This window comes from Stenotrophomonas sp. SXG-1 (assembly GCF_014083965.1).
Taxonomy (GTDB): Bacteria; Pseudomonadota; Gammaproteobacteria; order Xanthomonadales; family Xanthomonadaceae; genus Stenotrophomonas; species Stenotrophomonas geniculata.
The window spans coordinates 2875234-2894078 of the sequence record NZ_CP046588.1; the positions used below are offsets into that span (position 1 = coordinate 2875234).

Consider the following 18845-nt stretch of genomic DNA (forward strand, 5'->3'; position numbering starts at 1 on the left):
TGCTGGACAGTTCGTTGATCGCACACGCTTCCCGCTCGTTGAGCATTATCGGTGCCGGCCTTGCCGGGTCCCTGCTGGCCATCCTGCTGTCACGCCAGGGCTGGCGCATCACCCTGTACGAGCGCCGCGGCGATCCGCGCGTGGCCGACTACGAGAGCGGCCGCTCGATCAACCTGGCGCTGGCCGAGCGTGGGCGCAATGCGCTGCGCCAGGCCGGCGTGGAAGACGAGGTGATGGCGCGCGCGGTGATGATGCGCGGGCGCATGGTGCACCCGCGCGAAGGCGAACCGCAGCTGCAGCGCTATGGCCGTGATGACAGCGAAGTGATCTGGTCGATCCACCGCAGCGACCTGAACACCACACTGCTGGAACTGGCCGAACAGGCCGGCGCCACCGTGCACTTCCATCGCCGCCTGCACACCGTCGATTTCGATGCCGGCTACGCGCGCTTCATCGATGATCGCGACGACAGCCCGCACGACATCCGCTTCGACACCCTGATCGGTGCCGACGGCGCCGGCTCGGCGCTGCGCGCGGCGATGAACCGGCGTGCGCCGCTGGGCGAGGACATCGCCTTCCTCGACCACTCCTACAAGGAGCTGGAGATCCCGCCGGCCGCAGATGGCAGCTTCCGCATCGAGCGCAACGCACTGCACATCTGGCCGCGCGGCCACTACATGTGCATCGCCCTGCCCAACCACGAAGGCACCTTCACCGTCACCCTGTTCCTGCCCAACCAGGGCGACCCCAGCTTCGCCACGGTCAACACCGGTGTACAGGCCGAGGCGCTGTTCGCGCGCGAGTTCGCCGACACCCTGCCGTTGATCCCGAACCTGCGCGCGGACTGGGAGCAGCACCCACCGGGCCTGCTTGGCACGCTGACGCTCGATCGCTGGCACCAGCAGGGCCGCGCCGTGCTGATCGGCGATGCCGCGCATGCGATGGTGCCGTTCCACGGCCAGGGCATGAACTGCGCGTTCGAGGACTGTGTGGCGCTGGCCCGTCATCTGATGGAAGCGGACGACCTGGAAGGCGCGTTCGAAGCCTTCGAAGCCGAGCGCAAGCCGAATGCACGCGCGATCCAGCAGATGGCACTGGAGAACTACCTGGAAATGCGCGACCGCGTGGCCGATCCCGCCTTCCTGCTGCAGCGTGAACTGGAACAGGAACTGCAGCGGCGCTGGCCGACCCGGTTCGTACCGCATTACACGATGGTCACCTTCCTGCACACGCCGTACGCGGAAGCCCTGCGCCGCACCGAGCTTCAGCGCGACATGCTGGTGGCGGCCACGGCCGGCCACGATTCGCTGGACAACATCGACTGGGCCGCACTGGAAGCGCAGATCCATGCGCAGCTGCCGGTCCTGGAGGGCGCGCACTGATGGCTGACAGCTTCCTGTTCTACGACCTGGAAACCTTCGGCCAGGACCCGCGGCGCACGCGCATCTCGCAGTACGCCGCGATCCGTACCGACGCCGATCTGAACGAGATCGACACCCCGGTCAGCTTCTTCGTGCGCCCGGCCGACGATCTGCTGCCCTCGCCGATGGCCACCCTGGTCACCGGCATCACCCCGCAGCAGGCACTGGCTGAAGGCATCAGCGAAGCCGAAGCCTTCGACCGCATCAACGAACAGCTGTCGCGCCCCGGCACCTGCGCGCTGGGTTACAACACGCTGCGCTTCGACGATGAATTCGTCCGCTACGGGCTGTTCCGCAACTTCCACGACCCGTACGAACGCGAGTGGCGCAACGGCAATTCGCGCTGGGACCTGCTGGACATGCTGCGGCTGATGCGCGCGATGCGTCCGGACGGCATCCAATGGCCGCTGCGCGAAGATGGCGCCACCTCGTTCAAGCTCGAGCACCTGGCCGAAGCCAACAACGTCCGCGAGGGTGATGCGCACGAAGCGCTGTCCGACGTGCGCGCCACGATCGGCATGGCACGGTTGTTCAAGCAGTCGCAGCCGCGGCTGTGGGAGTACGCGCTGAAGCTGCGCGACAAGCGCTTCGTCGGCAGCCTGCTGGACGTCACCGCGATGAAGCCGGTGCTGCATATTTCCATGCGCTACCCGGCCAGCCGCCTGTGCGCGGCGCCGGTGCTGCCCTTGGCCGTGCATCCCACCATCAACAACCGCGTGATCGTGTTCGACCTGGAAGGCGAGATTGACGATCTGCTGGAACTGCCGGCCGAGGTGATCGCACAGCGCCTGTACATGCGCGCCAGCGAACTGCCCGAAGGCGCGGCGCGGGTACCACTTAAGGAAGTGCATCTGAACAAGGTGCCGGCGCTGATTGCCTGGAACCACCTGCGCGCCGATGACCACGAGCGCCTCGGCCTGGACGTAGCCGCGATCGAGGCCAAGGTGGAACGGCTGCGCGCGTTCGCCCCGCAGCTGGCCGAGAAGGCGCGCCAGGTCTACAACCAGCCCCGCGCCGCCACCGTGGCCGACGTCGATGCCTCGCTGTACGACGGCTTCCTCGGCAACGGCGACAAGCCGCTGCTGGCGCTGGCGCGCACCACCGCGCCGGAGCAGTTGGCCGCGCTGGAAGGCCGCTTCCGCGACCCGCGCCTGCCAGAGCTGCTGTTCCGCTACCGCGCGCGCAATCATCCCGACAGCCTCGCGCCGGCTGAACGCCAGCGCTGGCAGGATTACCGCCGCCAGCGCCTGCTCGGAGACGGCGGCCTGGGCGAACTCAACCTGCCCCAGTACCAGCAGCAGCTCGATGCACTGGCCGCCGAAGCGCCCGACGATGCGCGGCGCCAGGCCCTGCTGCAATCGCTGCGCGACTGGGGCCAGCAGCTGCAGGAGACCTTGTGAGTACCTATTTTTCGGACGCCAGCTTCAAGTTCCTGCGCAGTCTGGCGCGGCATAACGAAAAGGCGTGGTTCAACGACCATCGCCAGCAGTATGAAGACCACGTCCGGCAACCATTCCTGCGCCTGCTGGGTGACCTGCAGCCGGCGCTGGCCGAGGTCAGCGACCACTTCCGCGCCGATACCCGTGGCGTCGGTGGCTCGCTGTTCCGCATCCACCGCGACGCGCGCTTCTCCAACGACAAATCGCCGTACAAGACCTGGCAGGGTGCGCGCCTGTTCCATGAGCGCCGCCGCGAAGTGGCCGCGCCTTCGTTCTACGTGCACCTGCAACCGGGCGAGAGCTTCGTTGGCGCCGGCCTGTGGCATCCGGAACCGGAAACCCAGCGCCGCGTGCGCCACTTCATCCTCGACAACCCGGGCAGCTGGAAGGCGGCCGCGCATGCTCCCGCGCTGCGCAAGCGCTTCGACTTCGAGGAGAGCGAAAAACTGGTGCGGCCGCCGCGCGGCTTCCCGGCCGATTTCGAGTTCATCGACGACCTCAAGCATCGCAACTGGGTGATGTGGCGCTCACTGGACGACGCCACCATGACCGGCCCGCGCCTGCTGTCCACGCTCGGCAGGGATCTGGCCGGGCTGGGCCCGTTCGTCGACTATCTGTGCGCGGCACTGGACCTGGAATTCTGATGCCGTTGGCGCACCAACGCCGCACGCTGGGCCGCACCGGCCTGGCGGTTTCGCCGGTGGGCCTGGGCTGTTCCGGCTTCTGGGGGCATCGCCGGTTCCGGGAGCAGTCGGCCGCGCACGTGGTCGAGCATGCACTGGCACAGGGCGTGAACCTGTTGGACACCGGTCACAACTACTCCGGTTTCCACGCCGAGCCGCGGCTGGGCCGCATCCTGCGCCCGTTGCTGAAGCGATACCCGCGCGAGTCGCTGGTGATCTCCAGCAAGGGCGGCACGCTGACCGGCCAGGCCGGCATCAGCGGCGCCGAGCAGCGCAATTTCTCACCCGCCGCCATCACCGCCAGCTGCGAAGCCTCGCTGCGCAACCTCGGCCTGGATTACCTCGATATCTACCAGCTGCACGGTGCCAGCCAGCACGACATCAACGATGACCTGCTGGCCGCACTGCAGCGACTGCGCGAACGCGGGCTGATCCGGCACACCGGCATCAATACGCACACGGCGTCGACCCTGTGCTGGATGATCGACCATCCCATGCTGTTCGATGTGGTGCTTCTGGACTACAACGCCCTGCAGCAGGACCGTGAACCGCTGATCGACCAGTTGCACGCGGCGGGCATCGGCGTGCTCGCCGGCACCGTGCTGGCGCAGGGCCATCTGCTGCCGTCACGCGCCCGCCTGCCGCGCCCGGCCGACGCCTGGTACCTGGCCAGAGCCTGGCTCAAGCCAAGCAGCCGCGCACTGATGCACAGTGCACGCCGGATGCGCCACGCCATCACTACCATCCGCAGCCAGCGCCCCGCCCAGACCGCGTTTGCCTACGCCCTGGGCCATCCCGGCGTGGCCAGCGGCATCCTCGGCACCACCCGCACCGTCAGCCTGGACGAAGTGCTGGCGACGCGGCTTGAGGCACTGACCGCAGCCGAACGCCAGCAGCTGGTGAACGCCTTCGGTGATGGGCGCGGATCACCCAGTCATTGAGTCTTCACCCCATGCCGCTGCGGTTGCGGCAGTCTGTGCGGCATGAAGAAACTCACTGTACTCGTTGTGCTGCTGGTCCTGGCCTTGGCCGCCTGGTGGTTCGGTGGCCCCTACATGACCGTGCGCGGGCTGTCCCAGGCCATTGAACAGCGCGATACCGCGCGCCTGGAGCGCTACGTGGATTTCCCGCGCGTGCGCAGCAGCCTGCGGGCGCAGCTCAACGACTACCTGGTGCGCCAGGCCGGCCCGGATGTGGCAGCCAGTCCCTTCGGTGCCCTGCTGTATGGGTTGGGCGACCAGCTAGGCGGTGCCGCGGTGGACACCATGGTGACCCCGACCGGTATCGGCGCGATGCTGCAGGGCCACGTGCTGTGGAAGCGCGGCCGCAATGAACTGCAGGGCGGCGATGCCTTCGGCCCGACCGAGCCGGCGCGACCGCTGAAGCATGCCGAGCATCATTTCGAAGCGCTGGACCGCTTCGTGATCGACGTCGATCGCGGCCCCGGCCAGTCCCCCCTGAAGGTGGTGCTGGAGCCGCAGGGGCTGCGCTGGAAGGTGGTCGACCTGCAGCTGGGGATGTCGGGCAGCCCTTGATCGCACCCGGGGCCGGAGGGCGATGCCCACCAAGGTTGGCAACTACCGGGGCATGCGGCTCTGGTAGATGCCCACCTTGGTGGGCGCCGATGCATGGCAGTGCCAACCGAGGTCGGCACCTACCCGGCATGGCTTCAGCCTTCGTTGGCGACGCCGTGCGGTACGTGGCCGGCGGCCACATGCTCGCGGGCGCTGTCGATGTTGTGCTGCGAATCATCGAAGAAGATGTCGGCGCCGAACGCCTGCAGGAACGGGCCCTTGTGGCGGCCGCCGAGGAACAGCGCCTCGTCCAGGCGCACGCCCCACTCGCGCAGGGTGCGGATCACCCGCTCGTGCGCCGGTGCCGAGCGTGCGGTCACCAATGCGGTGCGGATCGGTGCGCTTTCGCCGGCCGGGAAGACTTCCTGCAGCGTATGCAGGGCCGACAGGAAGCCGCGGAACGGGCCGCCACTGAGCGGTTCCCGGGCACGTTCGCGCTCGTGGCGGCCAAACGCTTCCACGCCCTGCTCGCGCGAAATGCGCTCGCTCTCATCACCGAAGATCACCGCATCACCGTCGAAGGCGATGCGCAGCTGCCCGGCCGGGCGGGTGATGTCGATCTGATCGGCTGCCGCCGCGGCGGTTTCGCCGGGCGGCTTGGGCAGGATGGTGGCCGCAGCGATGCCATGGCGCAGCGCGCTGCGCACTGATTCCGGGTTGGCCGACAGGAACAGGTCGGTGCCGAACGGCTTCACGTAGGGCCAGGTCGGCTCGCCGGCGGTGAACGTCGCGCGGATGATGCCAAGGCCGTAGTGCTGGATCGAGTTGAAAATGCGCAGGCCGGTATCGGCCGAGTTCCGCGACAGCAGGATCACCTCGACCCGCGGGTTCTCTGGACTGGCGCCCTGGTTCAGTGCCAGCAGCTTGCGCACCACCGGGAACGCCACACCCGGGCCGAGGATGTCGTCTTCGTGCTGACGCTGGAACTCGGCATAGGCCGCCACGCCATCGCTCTCGAACAACGCGTGGCTTTCCTCGAGGTCGAACAGCGCGCGCGAGGTCACCGCGACGGTCAGCAAACGGGGGGAGTTGTCGCCCATCGGTGGGGGTCCTTCAAGCGGTCGGCATGGCCGGCCGCCTATTGTCCTCAAAAAACGAACTGTTCGCTCAGGATCCGGTCTTCCAGATTGTGCTCCGGGTCGAACAGCAGGGTCACGCGGCGGTCCTTCGACTCGCGGATGGTCACCTCGACCACGTCGCGGGTCTCGTGCGAATCGGCGGTCACGCTGACCGGACGCTTGTACGGATCAAGCACGCGGAAGCGCACTTCGGTATCCGCCTTCAGGATCGCGCCGCGCCAGCGCCGTGGGCGATAGGGCGCCAACGGCGTCAGCGCGATGGTGTGCGAGCCCAGCGGCAGCACCGGGCCATGCGCGGAATAGTTATAGGCGGTGCTGCCGGCCGGGGTGGCCACCAGCACGCCGTCGCCGATCAGTTCAGCCACGCGCTCCTGGCCGTTCAGGTCGATGCCGATATGCGCGGCTTGCCGGGTCTGCCGCAGCAGCGAGACATCGTTGTAGGCCAGCGAACCGGTACTGGTGCCCGATTCGGTCAGCGCGACCATTTCCAGCGGGCGCAGGTTGGCCGGTTCGGCGCGCGCAATGCGGGCCTGCACGTCATCGTCGCCACGGTACTGGTTCATCAGGAAACCGACCGTGCCCAGCTTCATGCCGAACACCGGCTTGCCCAGGTGCCCGTGCCGGTGCAGGGTCTGCAGCATGAAGCCGTCGCCACCCAGCGGGCACAGTACGTCGGCCTGCTCCGGCGTGTGATCGCCATAACGCGAAATCATCGCCGCGCGAGCCATCTGCGCAGGTTCGGTGGTGCTGGCCAGGAAAGCGATGCGGGGGGTGTCGCTCATCGGTGGATCCGGGGGGAAGGCATGAGGGAGAGCATAACCGAGCGCCGGAGGTTGGACTCCGCTGGGCGGATGACCGGCCCGTCCGCCGGGACACGCCGTAAACCTGTGGTGGTCAAGTATTTTTGGACACTCCCAAAGGGAGTTCAGGCCACCTGCTCTTCACAAAGCGCAGGTGGCACAAGGCCGTTGGCACTGTGCGGCCGACGGTGGTTGTACCAGTCCACGAATTGCTCGATGTCTGCTGCAGCCTCCTGTCGAGTGGGGTATTTGGAGTAAAGCCACTCCCCTTTGAGGGTGGCGAAAACCCGTTCCACCACCGCGTTGTCCCAGCAGTTGCCCTTCCTGCTCATGCTTTGGGTGATGCCGTTGTCACGCAGAATTTCGGCCATGGCATGGCTGGTGTACTGCCGACCTTGATCCGAGTGGAAAAGTAGTCGCCCGTTGGGACGACGCTGTTTCAGAGCCCCACGCAGGGCTCTGACGGCCAGCCAGGCATCCCCTTCGTGAGAGTGGGCCCAGCCCACGATCCGTCGGGCAAACAGATCCACCACGATGGCCAGATAGAGCCAGCCTTGCTGGGTCGGGATGTAGGTGATATCCCCTGCCCAGACTTGGTCGGGTGCCTCCGGGTTGAATTGGCGTTCCAACACGTTGGGCGCGGTCAGTGCCTGCGGCCCCAGACTGTGGTACTTGTGCCGCCGGTGCTGCCGCGCCCTGACGCCGGCCCGGCGCATCAGCGTCCGGGCGCGGTAGCGACCCACTGGCAGGCCGCGATTGGTCAGCTCCCTGGCCATCTTGCGAGAGCCACAGCTCCCCCGGTGGGACTGATGAATGCGACGAACCAGATCAACCTGGGCCAGCAGTTCCCGGTCAATCCGGGGCTCCCGGTGCAGCCAGGCGTAGTAGCTGCTACGGGGATAGTCCATCAACTGACACACCAACCGGATCGGAGCGACCTTCCCCAATTCCTGGATCACCTGTTCCGGTGATCGCTGTCCCGAATGAAGAAGGCGATGGATTTTTTTAGTAGGTCGCGCTCCTCCTTGAGCCTGCGATTCTGGGCCTCCAGCTCGGCGATTCTGACCTGGGCATCTACGGGCGGTGCCTCGGCCTGCGGGTCATGTTTTCGACGCCATTGCTCGATCCAGCGCCTCAGCGCCGTCGGGCCGACATCCATCAGCTGGCAGACGTCCCTGACTGTCTGCCCCTCCACAACCACAAGGCGAACCGCCTCGTCCCTCATGCCCTGAGTGATCTGCTTTGCCATGGGTCTACCTCGATGCTTGAAATTGATCCTATCGAGTGTCCAAGTTGATTAGACCACCACAACCCATCCCTGGGGGCTCGGTCGCGCCATCCATGGCGCTCACGGTCCCGGCGGACGGGCCGGTCATCCACCTGACAGGTCGACGGCCGGCGTCGGGTCAGTGATCGCAGAATAGACAGGCAAAAACAGAACGGCCCCGCTTTCGCGGGGCCGCTGTGTTTCACGCATGCCGGGCAGCGCCCGGCGTTACATCACTTACGCACCATGCGCGGCCAGCTGGCCCAGGCGCTGGACTGCGACCGAAACGGTCGGGTAGTCCAGGGTCTTCTGCTCGGCCAGTTCGGCCAGCATCGCCAGGGTGAAGCGCAGGCTGTTGTCGTCACGGCCCATCCAGGCTGCGACCTTGGCCTCCGCGCTGCTGCCCTTGGTGCCCAGCACCTGGCCGGCCAGGTTGCGGTGGTTGGCCGCCAGTTCGTCACGCAGCACGCCACGTGCCACGGCGTGCCAACGACCGTTGACCTCCAGCGCGTCGACCTGCTCGAACAGCCACGGCAGCTGCAGGGCATCGCCCAGGCGGAAGTGGACCTTGGACACGTCCACCGGCTTCAGCTTGCGGGTGCGGGCCAGTTCGATGATGTCGAACGCCGGCTCCAGGAAGTGCAGTTCGGCCAGCTGCTGCGCCAGCGCGGACGGCAGGCCCTTTTCCTTCCACTCGGCCACCAGGGCTTCGTAGGTCGGACGCTGCGAATCCGGCAGCACACCCGAAGCAACGCGGATGTCGTTGAACGGACCCTGGTAGCGGTTGACCGCTTCGGTGATGCCCGGCATCGCACCCGGGCGCGACAGCAGCCAGCGCACGAACGAGCGCTGCAGCTTCCAGATCACTTCCAGCGCATCGATCTGCACCGACTCCGGCACTTTGCCGTCGAGGGCATCGATCTGCGCCCACAGCGCGCGTGCATCCAGCGTTTCGCGGCTGATGGTGTAGGCCTTGGCGACCTCGGCGATGGAACGGCCGGTGTCTTCCTGCATGCGCATCAGGAAGGTAGCGCCCATGCGGTTGATGGTCTGGTTGGTCACGGCCGTGGCGATGATTTCGCGCTTCAGGCGGTGACGCTCCATCGCGTCGGCGTACTTCTTCTGCAGCGGGGTCGGGAAGTAGCGCTGCAGTTCCTTGGACAGGTACGGATCTTCCGGGATGTCCGAATCCAGCAGCTGGGCGAACGCCACCAGCTTGGAGTAGGACAGCAGCACCGACAGTTCCGGACGGGTCAGGCCCTGGCCACGTGCCTTGCGCTGGGACAGCTCGGCGTCGGACGGCAGGAACTCGATCTGGCGGTCGAGCAGCCCCTGCTGTTCCAGGGTACGGATGAAGTGCTGCTTGGAACCCAGGCGCTTGACCGCCATCCGCTCCATCAGGCTCAGCGCCTGGTTCTGGCGGTAGTTGTCGTTGAGCACCAGCTCTGCGACTTCATCGGTCATCGAGGCCAGCAGCTTGTTGCGCTGCTCGACGGTCAGCTTCTTGGCCCGCACCACATCATTGAGCAGGATCTTGATGTTGACTTCATGGTCGGAGGTGTCGACACCGGCCGAGTTGTCGATGAAGTCGGTGTTGAGCAGCACGCCGGCCTGCGCGGCTTCGATGCGGCCCAGCTGGGTCATGCCCAGGTTGCCGCCCTCGCCCACTACCTTGCAGCGCAGCTCGCCACCATTCACGCGCAGCGCGTTGTTGGCGCGGTCGCCGACATCGCTGTGCTGCTCGCTGGCAGCCTTCACGTAGGTACCGATGCCGCCGTTCCACAGCAGGTCGACCGGCGCCTTCAGGATCGCGCTCATCAGATCGTTCGGCGACAGCGCCTTGACGTTGTCGTCCAGGCCCAGCGCTTCCCGCACCTGCGGGGTGATCTCGATCGACTTCAGGCTGCGCGGATAGATGCCGCCGCCCTTGCTGATCAGCTTGACATCGTAGTCCGCCCAGCTCGAACGCGGCACGGTGAACAGGCGCTCACGTTCGACGAACGTGGTGGCCGCATCCGGGTTCGGGTCCAGGAAGATGTGGCGGTGGTCGAATGCAGCGACCAGGCGGATGTGGCGCGACAGCAGCATGCCGTTGCCGAACACGTCGCCGGACATGTCGCCGACGCCGACCGCGGTGAAGTCCTGGCTCTGGCTGTCACGACCCAGCGCACGGAAGTGGCGCTTGACCGACTCCCACGCACCGCGTGCGGTGATGCCCATGCCCTTGTGGTCGTAACCGACCGAACCACCGGAGGCGAATGCATCGCCCATCCAGAAGCCGTGCGCAATGGCCAGGCCGTTGGCGATGTCGGAGAAGGTCGCGGTGCCCTTGTCGGCCGCCACCACCAGGTACGGATCGTCCATGTCGTGGCGCACGACATCCACCGGCGGCACGATCTTGTTGTTGACGATGTTGTCGGTGATGTCCAGCAGGCCCTGGATGAACAGCTTGTAGCAGGCCACGCCGTTGGCGAAGATCGCATCGCGATCGCCATTCACCGGCGGCATCTTGGCGAAGAAGCCACCCTTCGCGCCGACCGGCACGATGACGGTGTTCTTGACCATCTGCGCCTTGACCAGGCCCAGCACTTCGGTACGGAAGTCTTCGCGACGATCCGACCAGCGCAGGCCACCACGGGCCACGGCGCCGAAGCGCAGGTGGGTACCTTCCACGCGCGGGCCGTAGACGAAGATTTCGCGGTACGGGCGCGGCTTCGGCAGGTCCGGCACCAGCGCCGAATCGAACTTGAAGCTGATGACATGGCCGTGCTGGCCGTTGGCATCGGTCTGGTAGTAGCTGGTACGCAGGGTCGCGTCGATCACACCCATGAACGAGCGCAGGATGCGGTCCTCGTCCAGGCTGGACACGCGGTCCATCAGCTTCAGCAGCGCATCGCGCGCAGCCTGCATCTGCGCGTCGCGGTCACCCTTGCGGGCGTCGACCACGGTCTTGAGCACCTTCAGGGTGGCGTCGTCGCCAGCAGCCAGCACATCGAAGTGGGCCTTCAGCTGGGCCTGGCCGGCAGCGATGTCGTCCTTGCTCTCGTGGCCGGTGGCCGGATCGAAGCGCGCTTCGAACAGCTCGACCAGCAGGCGGGCCAGCAGCGGGTAGCGCGCGAAGGTGCCTTCCACGTAGGCCTGCGAGAACGGCACGCCGGTCTGCAGCAGGTACTTGCAGTAGCCACGCAGCATGGCGACCTGGCGCCAATGCAGGCCGGCAGCCAGCACCAGGCGGTTGAAGCCATCGTTCTCGGCATCGCCGTGCCAGACGCGGGCGAAGGTCTCGCCGAAGGCTTCATCGACGCTGGCGGCATCGATCGCGCCGGCGGTCGATTCGACCTCGAAGTCCTGCACGTACACCGGCGCGTTGTCGACCGACAGGCGGTACGGACGCTCGGCGATCACGCGCAGGCCCATGTTTTCCATCATCGGCAGCGCATCCGACAGCGGAATGTCGTCCAGCTGGCGATACAGCTTCAGGCGCAGGCCATCGCCGCTTTCGCGCGGCACGGCCTGCAGGCTCAGGCGCAGGTCGTCCGGGCCGGTCAGGGCGTCGAGCTGGCTGACATCGTTGGCGGCAACCGCGGTGCTGTTGTCTTCGATGTAGCCGGCCGGCAACGCCTTGCCGATGCGGGCGGCGATGCGCAGGCCTTCGGTCTCGCCATGGCGGGACACCAGCGCTTCGCGCAGGTCGTCCTGCCAGTTGCGCAGCACCTGGGCCAGCTTCTGCTCCAGTTCGGCGGTATCGACGTCGAGCATTTCACCCGGCTTCGGGCGCACGATCAGGTGCACCTGGGCCAGCGGCGATTCGCCCAGCACCACCGAGCTGTCCACGTACTCGCCGTGCAGCGCTTCCTTCAGCATTGCTTCGATGCGCAGGCGCACGTCGGTGTTGAAGCGCTCACGCGGCAGGTAGACCAGCGCGGAGATGAAACGGCTGTACTTGTCGCGGCGCAGGAACAGGCGGCTGCGCACGCGCTCCTGCAGGCCCAGCACGCCCATCGCGGTGCGGAACAGTTCGTCCTCGCTGGACTGGAACAGTTCTTCGCGCGGCAGGGTTTCCAGGATGTGGCGCAGGGCCTTGCCGCTGTGGCTGGCCGGGGCCAGGCCCGACTGCTTCATCACGTGCTCGTGGCGCTGGCGCACCAGCGGGATTTCCCACGGGCGACGGTTATAGGCGCTGGAGGTGAACAGGCCGAGGAAGCGCTGCTCGCCGATGATCTTGCCCTTGGCGTCGAACTCCAGCACGCCGATGTAGTCCATGTAACCGGCGCGGTGCACGCGCGAACGGGCATTGGTCTTGGTCAGGATCAGCGCGTCCTTCAAACCGGACGTGGTGTTCAGGCCCTGCGCGGCCAGGGTCTTGACCGGACGGGCGGCGGACTTGTCCTTGCCGCGCATCAGGCCCAGGCCGGTGTCGTTCAGCGGCGCCAGCACGTCTTCCTTGCCCTGCTTCTCGACGCGGTACTCGCGGTAGCCGAAGAAGGTGAAGTGGTTGTCGGCGGCCCAGCGCAGGAACTCCTGTGCTTCCTTGCGCGACGCGTCGTCGACCGGCAGCTGGCGGCTGCCCAGGTCGTCGGCCAGTGCCAGCGCCTTGTCCTTCATCGGCTGCCAGTCGCGCACGATCGCACGCACTTCGTCCAGCGCCTTGTTGATGGCCTGTTCGATGGCGGCCATGGCGTCGGCCGGCTGGCGGTCGATCTCCAGCAGCATCACCGACTCGGCATCGCCTTCGCCGACCTTGACCAGCTTGCCGGCCTTGTCGCGGGTGAAACGCAGCACCGGGTGGCCCAGCACGTGGACACCCACGCCCTGTTCGGCCAGCGACATGGTGACGGTGTCGACCAGGAACGGCATGTCGTCGTTGACGATCTGCAGCACGGTGTGCGGCGACTCCCAACCGTTGGCCTTCGCGGTCGGATTGAACACGCGGACGTTGGCCTTGCCGGCCTTGCGGGCACGGGCGAATTCCAGCGTCTCAGCCGCGAGAGCGGCCCACTCTTCAGCGCTGTGGTGCGGGAACTCGTCCGACTCCATGCGCTTGTAGAAGTCAGTGGCAAATGCCACTGCTTCGGCCTGTGCGGCCGCGGGGTAGCGCTTGCGCAAGGCCGTGTACACCGGCTCCAGGGAGAAACCAGCGGTCACTGCGACCTCCGCTTCTGCTGGTTTGGTCTTGTTTTTCACGGTCTTGGCTGCGGTTTTTTGCGGTTTCATGGCAGAGCGATGCGCTTGCTCAGTTGGGAAAATGAAATTGTAGCCCTACCGCACGAAAAGGCCTTGCTGCAGGACGGAATAACCAGATTCGGGTTTGCTGCGGTTTAGACGCCTATTCAGTTCGCACCGGTATGGTGCTGGCGCCCGCTTCAGCACTGCCGACAGGATCGGCAAAGCGTGTTACCGGAAGACACACGCGGCGACACCGATTCGATTCCACAATCCTGAACTGGACGGTATAGTCCACCGCGTGAATCCGGCCTACCTCCCCGTTGCCCTCGACGCACGCGATGAGCGCGTGTTCGATGCCGTGCGCGAGCTGCTGGCCCAGCAGGGCATGCAGATGAGCATGGATGCGGTGGCCCAGCACGCCGGCTGCTCCAAGCAGACCCTGTACTCGCGTTACGGCAGCAAGCAGGAACTGCTGCGCCGGGTGATGCAGCGCCACGTCGGCCACGCCACCGGCGCCATGGTTCGTGCACTCCGCACTGACGACCTGCGTGCCAGCCTGCTCCAGTTCGCCACCGACTTTCTGGAGCACTTCAACCAACCGCACGTGGGCCAGGCCTGTCGGCTGATCGCCGCCGATGCATCCCAGTTTCCCGAAGAGGCGCGTACGCTGTACCGGCATGGTGCCGGCGCGCTGACGCTTCATCTTGCTGAATGGATTGAAACCGTTTGCATGCGAGGCCAGCTCCGGCATGACGACCCGCACTTCATGGCCGAACTGCTGCTGAGCATGATCGCCGGTCAGGATTTCGACAAACAGCGCTTCCATACCCCCCATCGTGATGACGCGCAGCTGCGTCGGCGCTGGGCAGAGTTCTCCGTCGACAGCTTCCTGCGCGCCTTCGCGCCTCGGCCGTCGCCGGCCCCGTCTTCAAACCAACCCCGGAGTTCCTCCTGATGACCGCCCCACTCCGCACCCTTGCCTTGACGTGCGCCGTTGCTGTCGCGCTGGCTGCCTGCAAGAAGCCGGAACAGCAGACGCCCCCGCCGCCGGAGGTGGGCGTGATCGACGCCAAGCCGCAGACCCTGCCGCTGCAGCGTGAGCTGGTCGGCCGCCTGTCGCCGTTCCGCAGCGCCGACGTGCGCGCGCGCGTGCCGGGCGTACTGCTCAAGCGCGTCTACCAGGAAGGCTCCCAGGTCAAGCAGGGGCAACCCCTGTTCCTGATCGACCCGGCGCCGCTGCGTGCCTCGCTCAACGCCTCCGAGGCCCAGCTGGCTTCGGCCCGCGCCACCTACGCCAATGCCAAGGTGGCCGCCGACCGCGCCCGTTCGCTGGCGCCGCAGCAGTTCGTCTCCAAGTCCGACCTGGACAACGCCGAATCGGCCGAACGCACCGCGCTGGCCGCGGTCAAGCAGGCCGAAGCGGCGGTGACCTCCTCGCGCATCAGCCTGGGCTATACCGAAGTGACCGCACCGATCAGTGGCGTGGCCAACAAGCAGCAGGTCACCGAGGGCGCACTGGTCGGCCAGGGCGATGTGACCCTGCTGACCACCGTCGACCAGCTCGACCCGCTGTACGTGAACTTCTCGCTGAGCGTGGATGAGCTGACCCAGCTGCGTGCGCAGCAGGCCAAGGGCGCGCTGGCGCTGTCGGGTGACGGCAAGGCCACGGTCAACGTCAAGCTGGCCGACGGCACCACTTACAGCGAGCCGGGCACGCTGGACTTCTCTTCGACCACGGTCGACCCGGCCACCGGCGCGGTGTCGCTGCGTGCGCTGCTGCCGAACCCGCAGCAGATCCTGCTGCCGGGTGCCTTCGTCAGCTTCCAGGCCAACCTGGGCGAGCGCAACAACGCCTACCTGGTGCCGCAGCAGGCACTGCTGCGTGACACCACCGGCGGCTACGTGATGGTGGTCGGTGCCGACGGCAAGGTCATCCGCAAGAACGTGAAGACCGACGGTGCGCAGAACGGCAACTGGCTGGTCAGCGACGGCCTGGCCGCCGGTGACAAGGTGATCGTGGCCGGCGTGCAGAAGGTCAAGGAAGGCGCACCGGCAGTCGCCAAGCCGTGGACCCCGGGGCAGGACGCCAACGGCAAGCCTGCCGCAGGCGGCGCCGCTCCGGCGGGCGCGGCACCGGCCGCAGGCAAGGCACCGGCCGACGCGGCCAAGCCCGAGCAGGCCGATGCGGCCAAGCCGGCAGCCACCGATTCGAACAAGCAGTAACGGGAACCTTCCGTCATGCCTAAATTTTTCATCGAACATCCAGTCTTCGCCTGGGTGGTTGCGATCCTGATCTCGCTCAGCGGCGTGATCGCGATCCTCAACCTGGGCGTGGAGTCCTATCCCAACATCGCCCCGCCGCAGGTCACCGTCTCGGCCACCTACCCGGGTGCCAGTGCCGACACCACGGAGAAGTCGGTCACCCAGGTGATCGAGCAGCAGCTGACCGGTATCGATCACCTGCTGTACTTCAGCTCCTCGTCCGCCTCCAACGGCCGTGCACAGATCACCCTGACCTTCGAGACCGGTACCGATCCGGACATCGCCCAGGTGCAGGTGCAGAACAAGGTCTCGCTGGCCACGCCACGCCTGCCCTCGGAAGTGACCCAGCAGGGCGTGGTGGTGGCCAAGGCCAACGCCGGCTTCCTGATGGTGGTGGCGCTGCAGTCCGATACCGCCGCCATCAACCGTGACGCCCTGAACGACATCGTCGGTTCGCGCGTGCTCGACCAGGTCTCGCGTATCCCCGGCGTCGGCAGCACGCAGCAGTTCGGTTCCGAGTACGCCATGAACATCTGGCTGAACCCGGAAAAGATGCAGGGTTATGGCCTGTCGGCCAGCCAGGTGCTGGCGGCAGTGCGCGCGCAGAACGTGCAGTTCGCCGCCGGTGCGCTGGGTTCGGACCCGTCGCCGGAAGGCCAGCACTTCACCGCCACGGTCTCGGCCGAAGGCCGCTTCAGTTCGCCGCAGGAGTTCGAGAACATCATCCTGCGCGCCAATGCTGACGGTTCGCGCGTGCTGCTGAAGGACATCGCCCGCGTTGCCTTCGGTGCCAACAACTACGGCTTCGACACCCAGTACAACGGCAAGCCGACCGGCGCCTTCGCCATCCAGCTGCTGCCGGGCGCCAATGCCCTGAACGTGGCCGATGCGGTGCGCGCCAAGATGGACGAACTGCAGCCCAGCTTCCCGGCCGGCGTCACCTGGTTCTCGCCGTACGACAGCACCACCTTCGTCAAGATCTCGATCCAGGAAGTGGTCAAGACGCTGTTCGAGGCGGTGTTCCTGGTGTTCCTGGTGATGCTGATCTTCCTGCAGAACTTCCGCGCCACCCTGATCCCGACCCTGGTCATCCCGGTGGCCCTGCTCGGTACCTTCCTGGGCATGTGGATGATCGGCTTCACGATCAACCAGCTGACCCTGTTCGCGATGGTGCTGGCGATCGGCATCGTGGTCGATGACGCGATCGTGGTGATCGAGAACGTCGAACGCATCATGACCGAGGAAGGCCTGGCGCCGAAGCCGGCCACGCAGAAGGCGATGACCCAGATCACCGGCGCGGTGGTGGCGATCACCGTCGTGCTGGCTGCGGTGTTCATCCCGTCCGCCCTGCAGGGCGGCGCCGCCGGTGAGATCTACAAGCAGTTCGCCCTGACCATCGCCATCTCGATGGCGTTCTCGGCGTTCCTGGCCCTGGGCTTCACCCCGGCGCTGTGCGCGACTTTCCTCAAGCCGACGCACAACGACAACCCGAACATCATCTACCGCACCTTCAACAAGTACTACGACAAGATCAGCCACACCTACGTGGGCCACATCACCTCGGCGGTGCGGCATGCGCCGCGCTGGATGATCCTGTTCGTGGTGCTGACCGCTCTGTGCGGTTTCCTGTTCACCCGCATGCCGGGCAGCTTCCTGCCGGAAGAAGACCAGGGCTATGCGCTGGCGATCGTGCAGCTGCCGCCGGGCTCGACCAAGGGCCAGACCAACGAAGTGTTCGCGCAGATGCGTGGCATCCTGGAAAAGCAGGATGGCTATGAAGGCATGCTGCAGGTGGCCGGTTTCAGCTTCGTCGGTTCCGGCGAGAACGTGGGCATGGGCTTCATCCGCCTGAAGCCGTGGGAGGAACGCAAGTTCACCGCGCCGGAGTTCATCCAGAACATGAACGGCGCGTTCTATGGCATCAAGGAAGCGCAGATCTTCGTGGTCAACCTGCCCACCGTGCAGGGCCTTGGCCAGTTCGGTGGCTTCGACATGTGGCTGCAGGACCGTAGCGGTGCCGGTTACGAGCAGCTGACCCAGGCCCGCAACATCCTGCTCGGCCAGGCCGCGCAGAAACCGGACCACCTGGTCGGTGTGCGCCCGAACGGCCTGGAAAACGCGCCGCAGCTGCAGCTGCACGTGGATCGCGTGCAGGCGCAGTCGATGGGCATGTCGGTGTCGGACGTGTACAGCACCATCCAGCTGATGCTGGCCCCGGTGTACGTCAACGACTTCTTCTACGAAGGCCGCATCAAGCGCGTGACCATGCAGGCTGATGGCCCGTACCGCACCGGCCAGGAGTCGTTGAAGAGTTTCTACAGCCCGTCCAGCCTGACCACCAATGCCGATGGCACCAACGCGATGATCCCGCTCAACACGGTGGTCAAGTCCGAATGGGTGTCGGCACCGCCGTCGCTGAGCCGCTACAACGGCTACTCGGCGATCAACATCGTCGGCTCGCAGGCACCGGGCACCAGCTCGGGTGAGGCAATGCAGACCATGGAAGGCATCGTCAACGACGATCTGCCGGCCGGCTTCGGCTACGACTGGTCCGGCATGTCCTACCAGGAAATCCTGGCCGGCAACGCGGCGACGCTGCTGCTGGTGCTGTCGATCGTAGTGGTGTTCCTGTGCCTGGCCGCGTTGTATGAAAGCTGGTCGATCCCGGTGGCGGTGCTGCTGGTAGTGCCGCTGGGCGTGCTCGGCGCCCTCGGCCTGTCCATGCTGCGTGGCCTGCCGAACGACCTGTTCTTCAAGATCGGCCTGATCACCGTGATCGGCCTGGCGGCGAAGAACGCGATCCTGATCGTCGAGTTCGCGGTGGAGCAGCGCGCAGCTGGCAAGACCCTGCGTGATGCCACCATCGAGGCGGCACGCCTGCGTTTCCGACCGATCCTGATGACCTCGTTCGCGTTCATCATGGGCGTGATCCCGATGGCGATCTCCACCGGCGCCGGCGCCAACTCCCGCCACGCCATCGGTACCGGCGTGATCGGCGGCATGCTGTTCGCCACCCTGCTCGGCCTGTTGATGATCCCGGTGTTCTTCGTGGTCGTGCGCCGCATGCTGGGCGACAAGCTGGATGAACCGTCCAAGGAGTTCATGGAACGCCAGCGTGATGCGGATGCTGCACACCGCCCGGATCGTTGATCCG

Annotated in this window: 13 protein-coding genes; 8 read left to right on the forward strand and 5 right to left on the reverse strand. The window is 66.2% G+C overall.

Features of this window, described 5'->3' with window-relative positions:
* Positions 1–14 precede the first annotated feature (14 nt).
* The 5 genes from GOC52_RS13245 to GOC52_RS13265 are packed head-to-tail and all read left to right on the forward strand — an operon-like array spanning position 15 to position 5078.
* A complete protein-coding gene (locus GOC52_RS13245; RefSeq protein WP_049436748.1) occupies positions 15–1382 on the forward strand; it encodes an FAD-dependent oxidoreductase in 1368 nt (455 codons plus the stop codon).
* Complete coding sequence (sbcB, locus tag GOC52_RS13250) at positions 1382–2821, forward strand: exodeoxyribonuclease I (protein ID WP_054172124.1); 1440 nt, start codon at positions 1382–1384, stop codon at positions 2819–2821. Before GOC52_RS13245 ends, sbcB begins: the two co-directional genes overlap by 1 nt.
* Positions 2818–3504 carry a DUF2461 domain-containing protein gene (locus GOC52_RS13255; protein WP_191849624.1) on the forward strand — a complete coding sequence of 229 codons (687 nt, stop codon included), beginning with the start codon at positions 2818–2820 and terminating at the stop codon, positions 3502–3504. The genes sbcB and GOC52_RS13255 overlap by 4 nt, the downstream gene beginning before the upstream one ends.
* Positions 3504–4484 carry an aldo/keto reductase gene (locus tag GOC52_RS13260; protein ID WP_043398449.1) on the forward strand — a complete coding sequence of 327 codons (981 nt, stop codon included), beginning with the start codon at positions 3504–3506 and terminating at the stop codon, positions 4482–4484. The genes GOC52_RS13255 and GOC52_RS13260 overlap by 1 nt, the downstream gene beginning before the upstream one ends.
* A 42-nt stretch (positions 4485–4526) precedes the next feature.
* Positions 4527–5078 carry a DUF2939 domain-containing protein gene (locus tag GOC52_RS13265; protein WP_043398446.1) on the forward strand — a complete coding sequence of 184 codons (552 nt, stop codon included), beginning with the start codon at positions 4527–4529 and terminating at the stop codon, positions 5076–5078.
* A gap of 134 nt (positions 5079–5212) precedes the next feature.
* Here GOC52_RS13265 and GOC52_RS13270 read toward each other — a convergent pair whose 3' ends face one another.
* The 5 genes from GOC52_RS13270 to GOC52_RS13285 all read right to left on the reverse strand — a co-directional run bounded on the left by GOC52_RS13270 (position 5213) and on the right by GOC52_RS13285 (position 13477).
* Complete coding sequence (locus GOC52_RS13270; protein ID WP_010480444.1) at positions 5213–6157, reverse strand: 5'-nucleotidase; 945 nt, start codon at positions 6155–6157, stop codon at positions 5213–5215.
* Between the two features lie 47 nt (positions 6158–6204).
* On the reverse strand, positions 6205–6978 hold the full coding sequence (locus GOC52_RS13275; RefSeq protein WP_010480442.1) for an NAD kinase: 774 nt from the start codon (positions 6976–6978) through the stop codon (positions 6205–6207).
* A gap of 143 nt (positions 6979–7121) precedes the next feature.
* Positions 7122–7955 carry an IS3 family transposase gene (locus GOC52_RS13280; protein ID WP_043397638.1) on the reverse strand — a complete coding sequence of 278 codons (834 nt, stop codon included), beginning with the start codon at positions 7953–7955 and terminating at the stop codon, positions 7122–7124.
* On the reverse strand, positions 7952–8245 hold the full coding sequence (locus GOC52_RS20925; RefSeq protein ID WP_019338990.1) for a transposase: 294 nt from the start codon (positions 8243–8245) through the stop codon (positions 7952–7954). The genes GOC52_RS13280 and GOC52_RS20925 overlap by 4 nt, the downstream gene beginning before the upstream one ends.
* Before the next feature lie 255 nt (positions 8246–8500).
* Positions 8501–13477 carry an NAD-glutamate dehydrogenase gene (locus GOC52_RS13285; protein WP_191849626.1) on the reverse strand — a complete coding sequence of 1659 codons (4977 nt, stop codon included), beginning with the start codon at positions 13475–13477 and terminating at the stop codon, positions 8501–8503.
* 250 nt (positions 13478–13727) lie between these two features.
* On the opposite strand from GOC52_RS13285, the gene GOC52_RS13290 reads away from it, so the two are divergent.
* Genes GOC52_RS13290 through GOC52_RS13300 form a run of 3 tightly spaced genes read left to right on the forward strand, consistent with a single transcriptional unit; the run spans position 13728 to position 18841 of the window.
* Positions 13728–14384: a TetR/AcrR family transcriptional regulator gene (locus GOC52_RS13290; protein ID WP_019337349.1), complete on the forward strand. Its 657-nt coding sequence runs from the start codon at positions 13728–13730 to the stop codon at positions 14382–14384.
* Positions 14384–15652 carry an efflux RND transporter periplasmic adaptor subunit gene (locus tag GOC52_RS13295; protein ID WP_010480436.1) on the forward strand — a complete coding sequence of 423 codons (1269 nt, stop codon included), beginning with the start codon at positions 14384–14386 and terminating at the stop codon, positions 15650–15652. Before GOC52_RS13290 ends, GOC52_RS13295 begins: the two co-directional genes overlap by 1 nt.
* A gap of 15 nt (positions 15653–15667) precedes the next feature.
* Entirely contained in the window at positions 15668–18841 is a 3174-nt protein-coding gene (locus GOC52_RS13300; RefSeq protein ID WP_010480435.1) for a multidrug efflux RND transporter permease subunit, read from the forward strand.
* The last annotated feature ends 4 nt before the right edge of the window (positions 18842–18845 follow it).

Coding starts and splice junctions, on each gene's coding strand:
- sbcB (WP_054172124.1), top strand. CDS start 1,382: ATGGCTGACAGCTTCCTGTTCTACGACCTGGAAACCTTCGGCCAGGAC.
- GOC52_RS13260 (WP_043398449.1), top strand. CDS start 3,504: ATGCCGTTGGCGCACCAACGCCGCACGCTGGGCCGCACCGGCCTGGCG.
- GOC52_RS13265 (WP_043398446.1), top strand. CDS start 4,527: ATGAAGAAACTCACTGTACTCGTTGTGCTGCTGGTCCTGGCCTTGGCC.
- GOC52_RS13270 (WP_010480444.1), bottom strand. CDS start 6,157: ATGGGCGACAACTCCCCCCGTTTGCTGACCGTCGCGGTGACCTCGCGC.
- GOC52_RS13275 (WP_010480442.1), bottom strand. CDS start 6,978: ATGAGCGACACCCCCCGCATCGCTTTCCTGGCCAGCACCACCGAACCT.
- GOC52_RS20925 (WP_019338990.1), bottom strand. CDS start 8,245: ATGGCAAAGCAGATCACTCAGGGCATGAGGGACGAGGCGGTTCGCCTT.
- GOC52_RS13285 (WP_191849626.1), bottom strand. CDS start 13,477: ATGAAACCGCAAAAAACCGCAGCCAAGACCGTGAAAAACAAGACCAAA.
- GOC52_RS13295 (WP_010480436.1), top strand. CDS start 14,384: ATGACCGCCCCACTCCGCACCCTTGCCTTGACGTGCGCCGTTGCTGTC.
- GOC52_RS13300 (WP_010480435.1), top strand. CDS start 15,668: ATGCCTAAATTTTTCATCGAACATCCAGTCTTCGCCTGGGTGGTTGCG.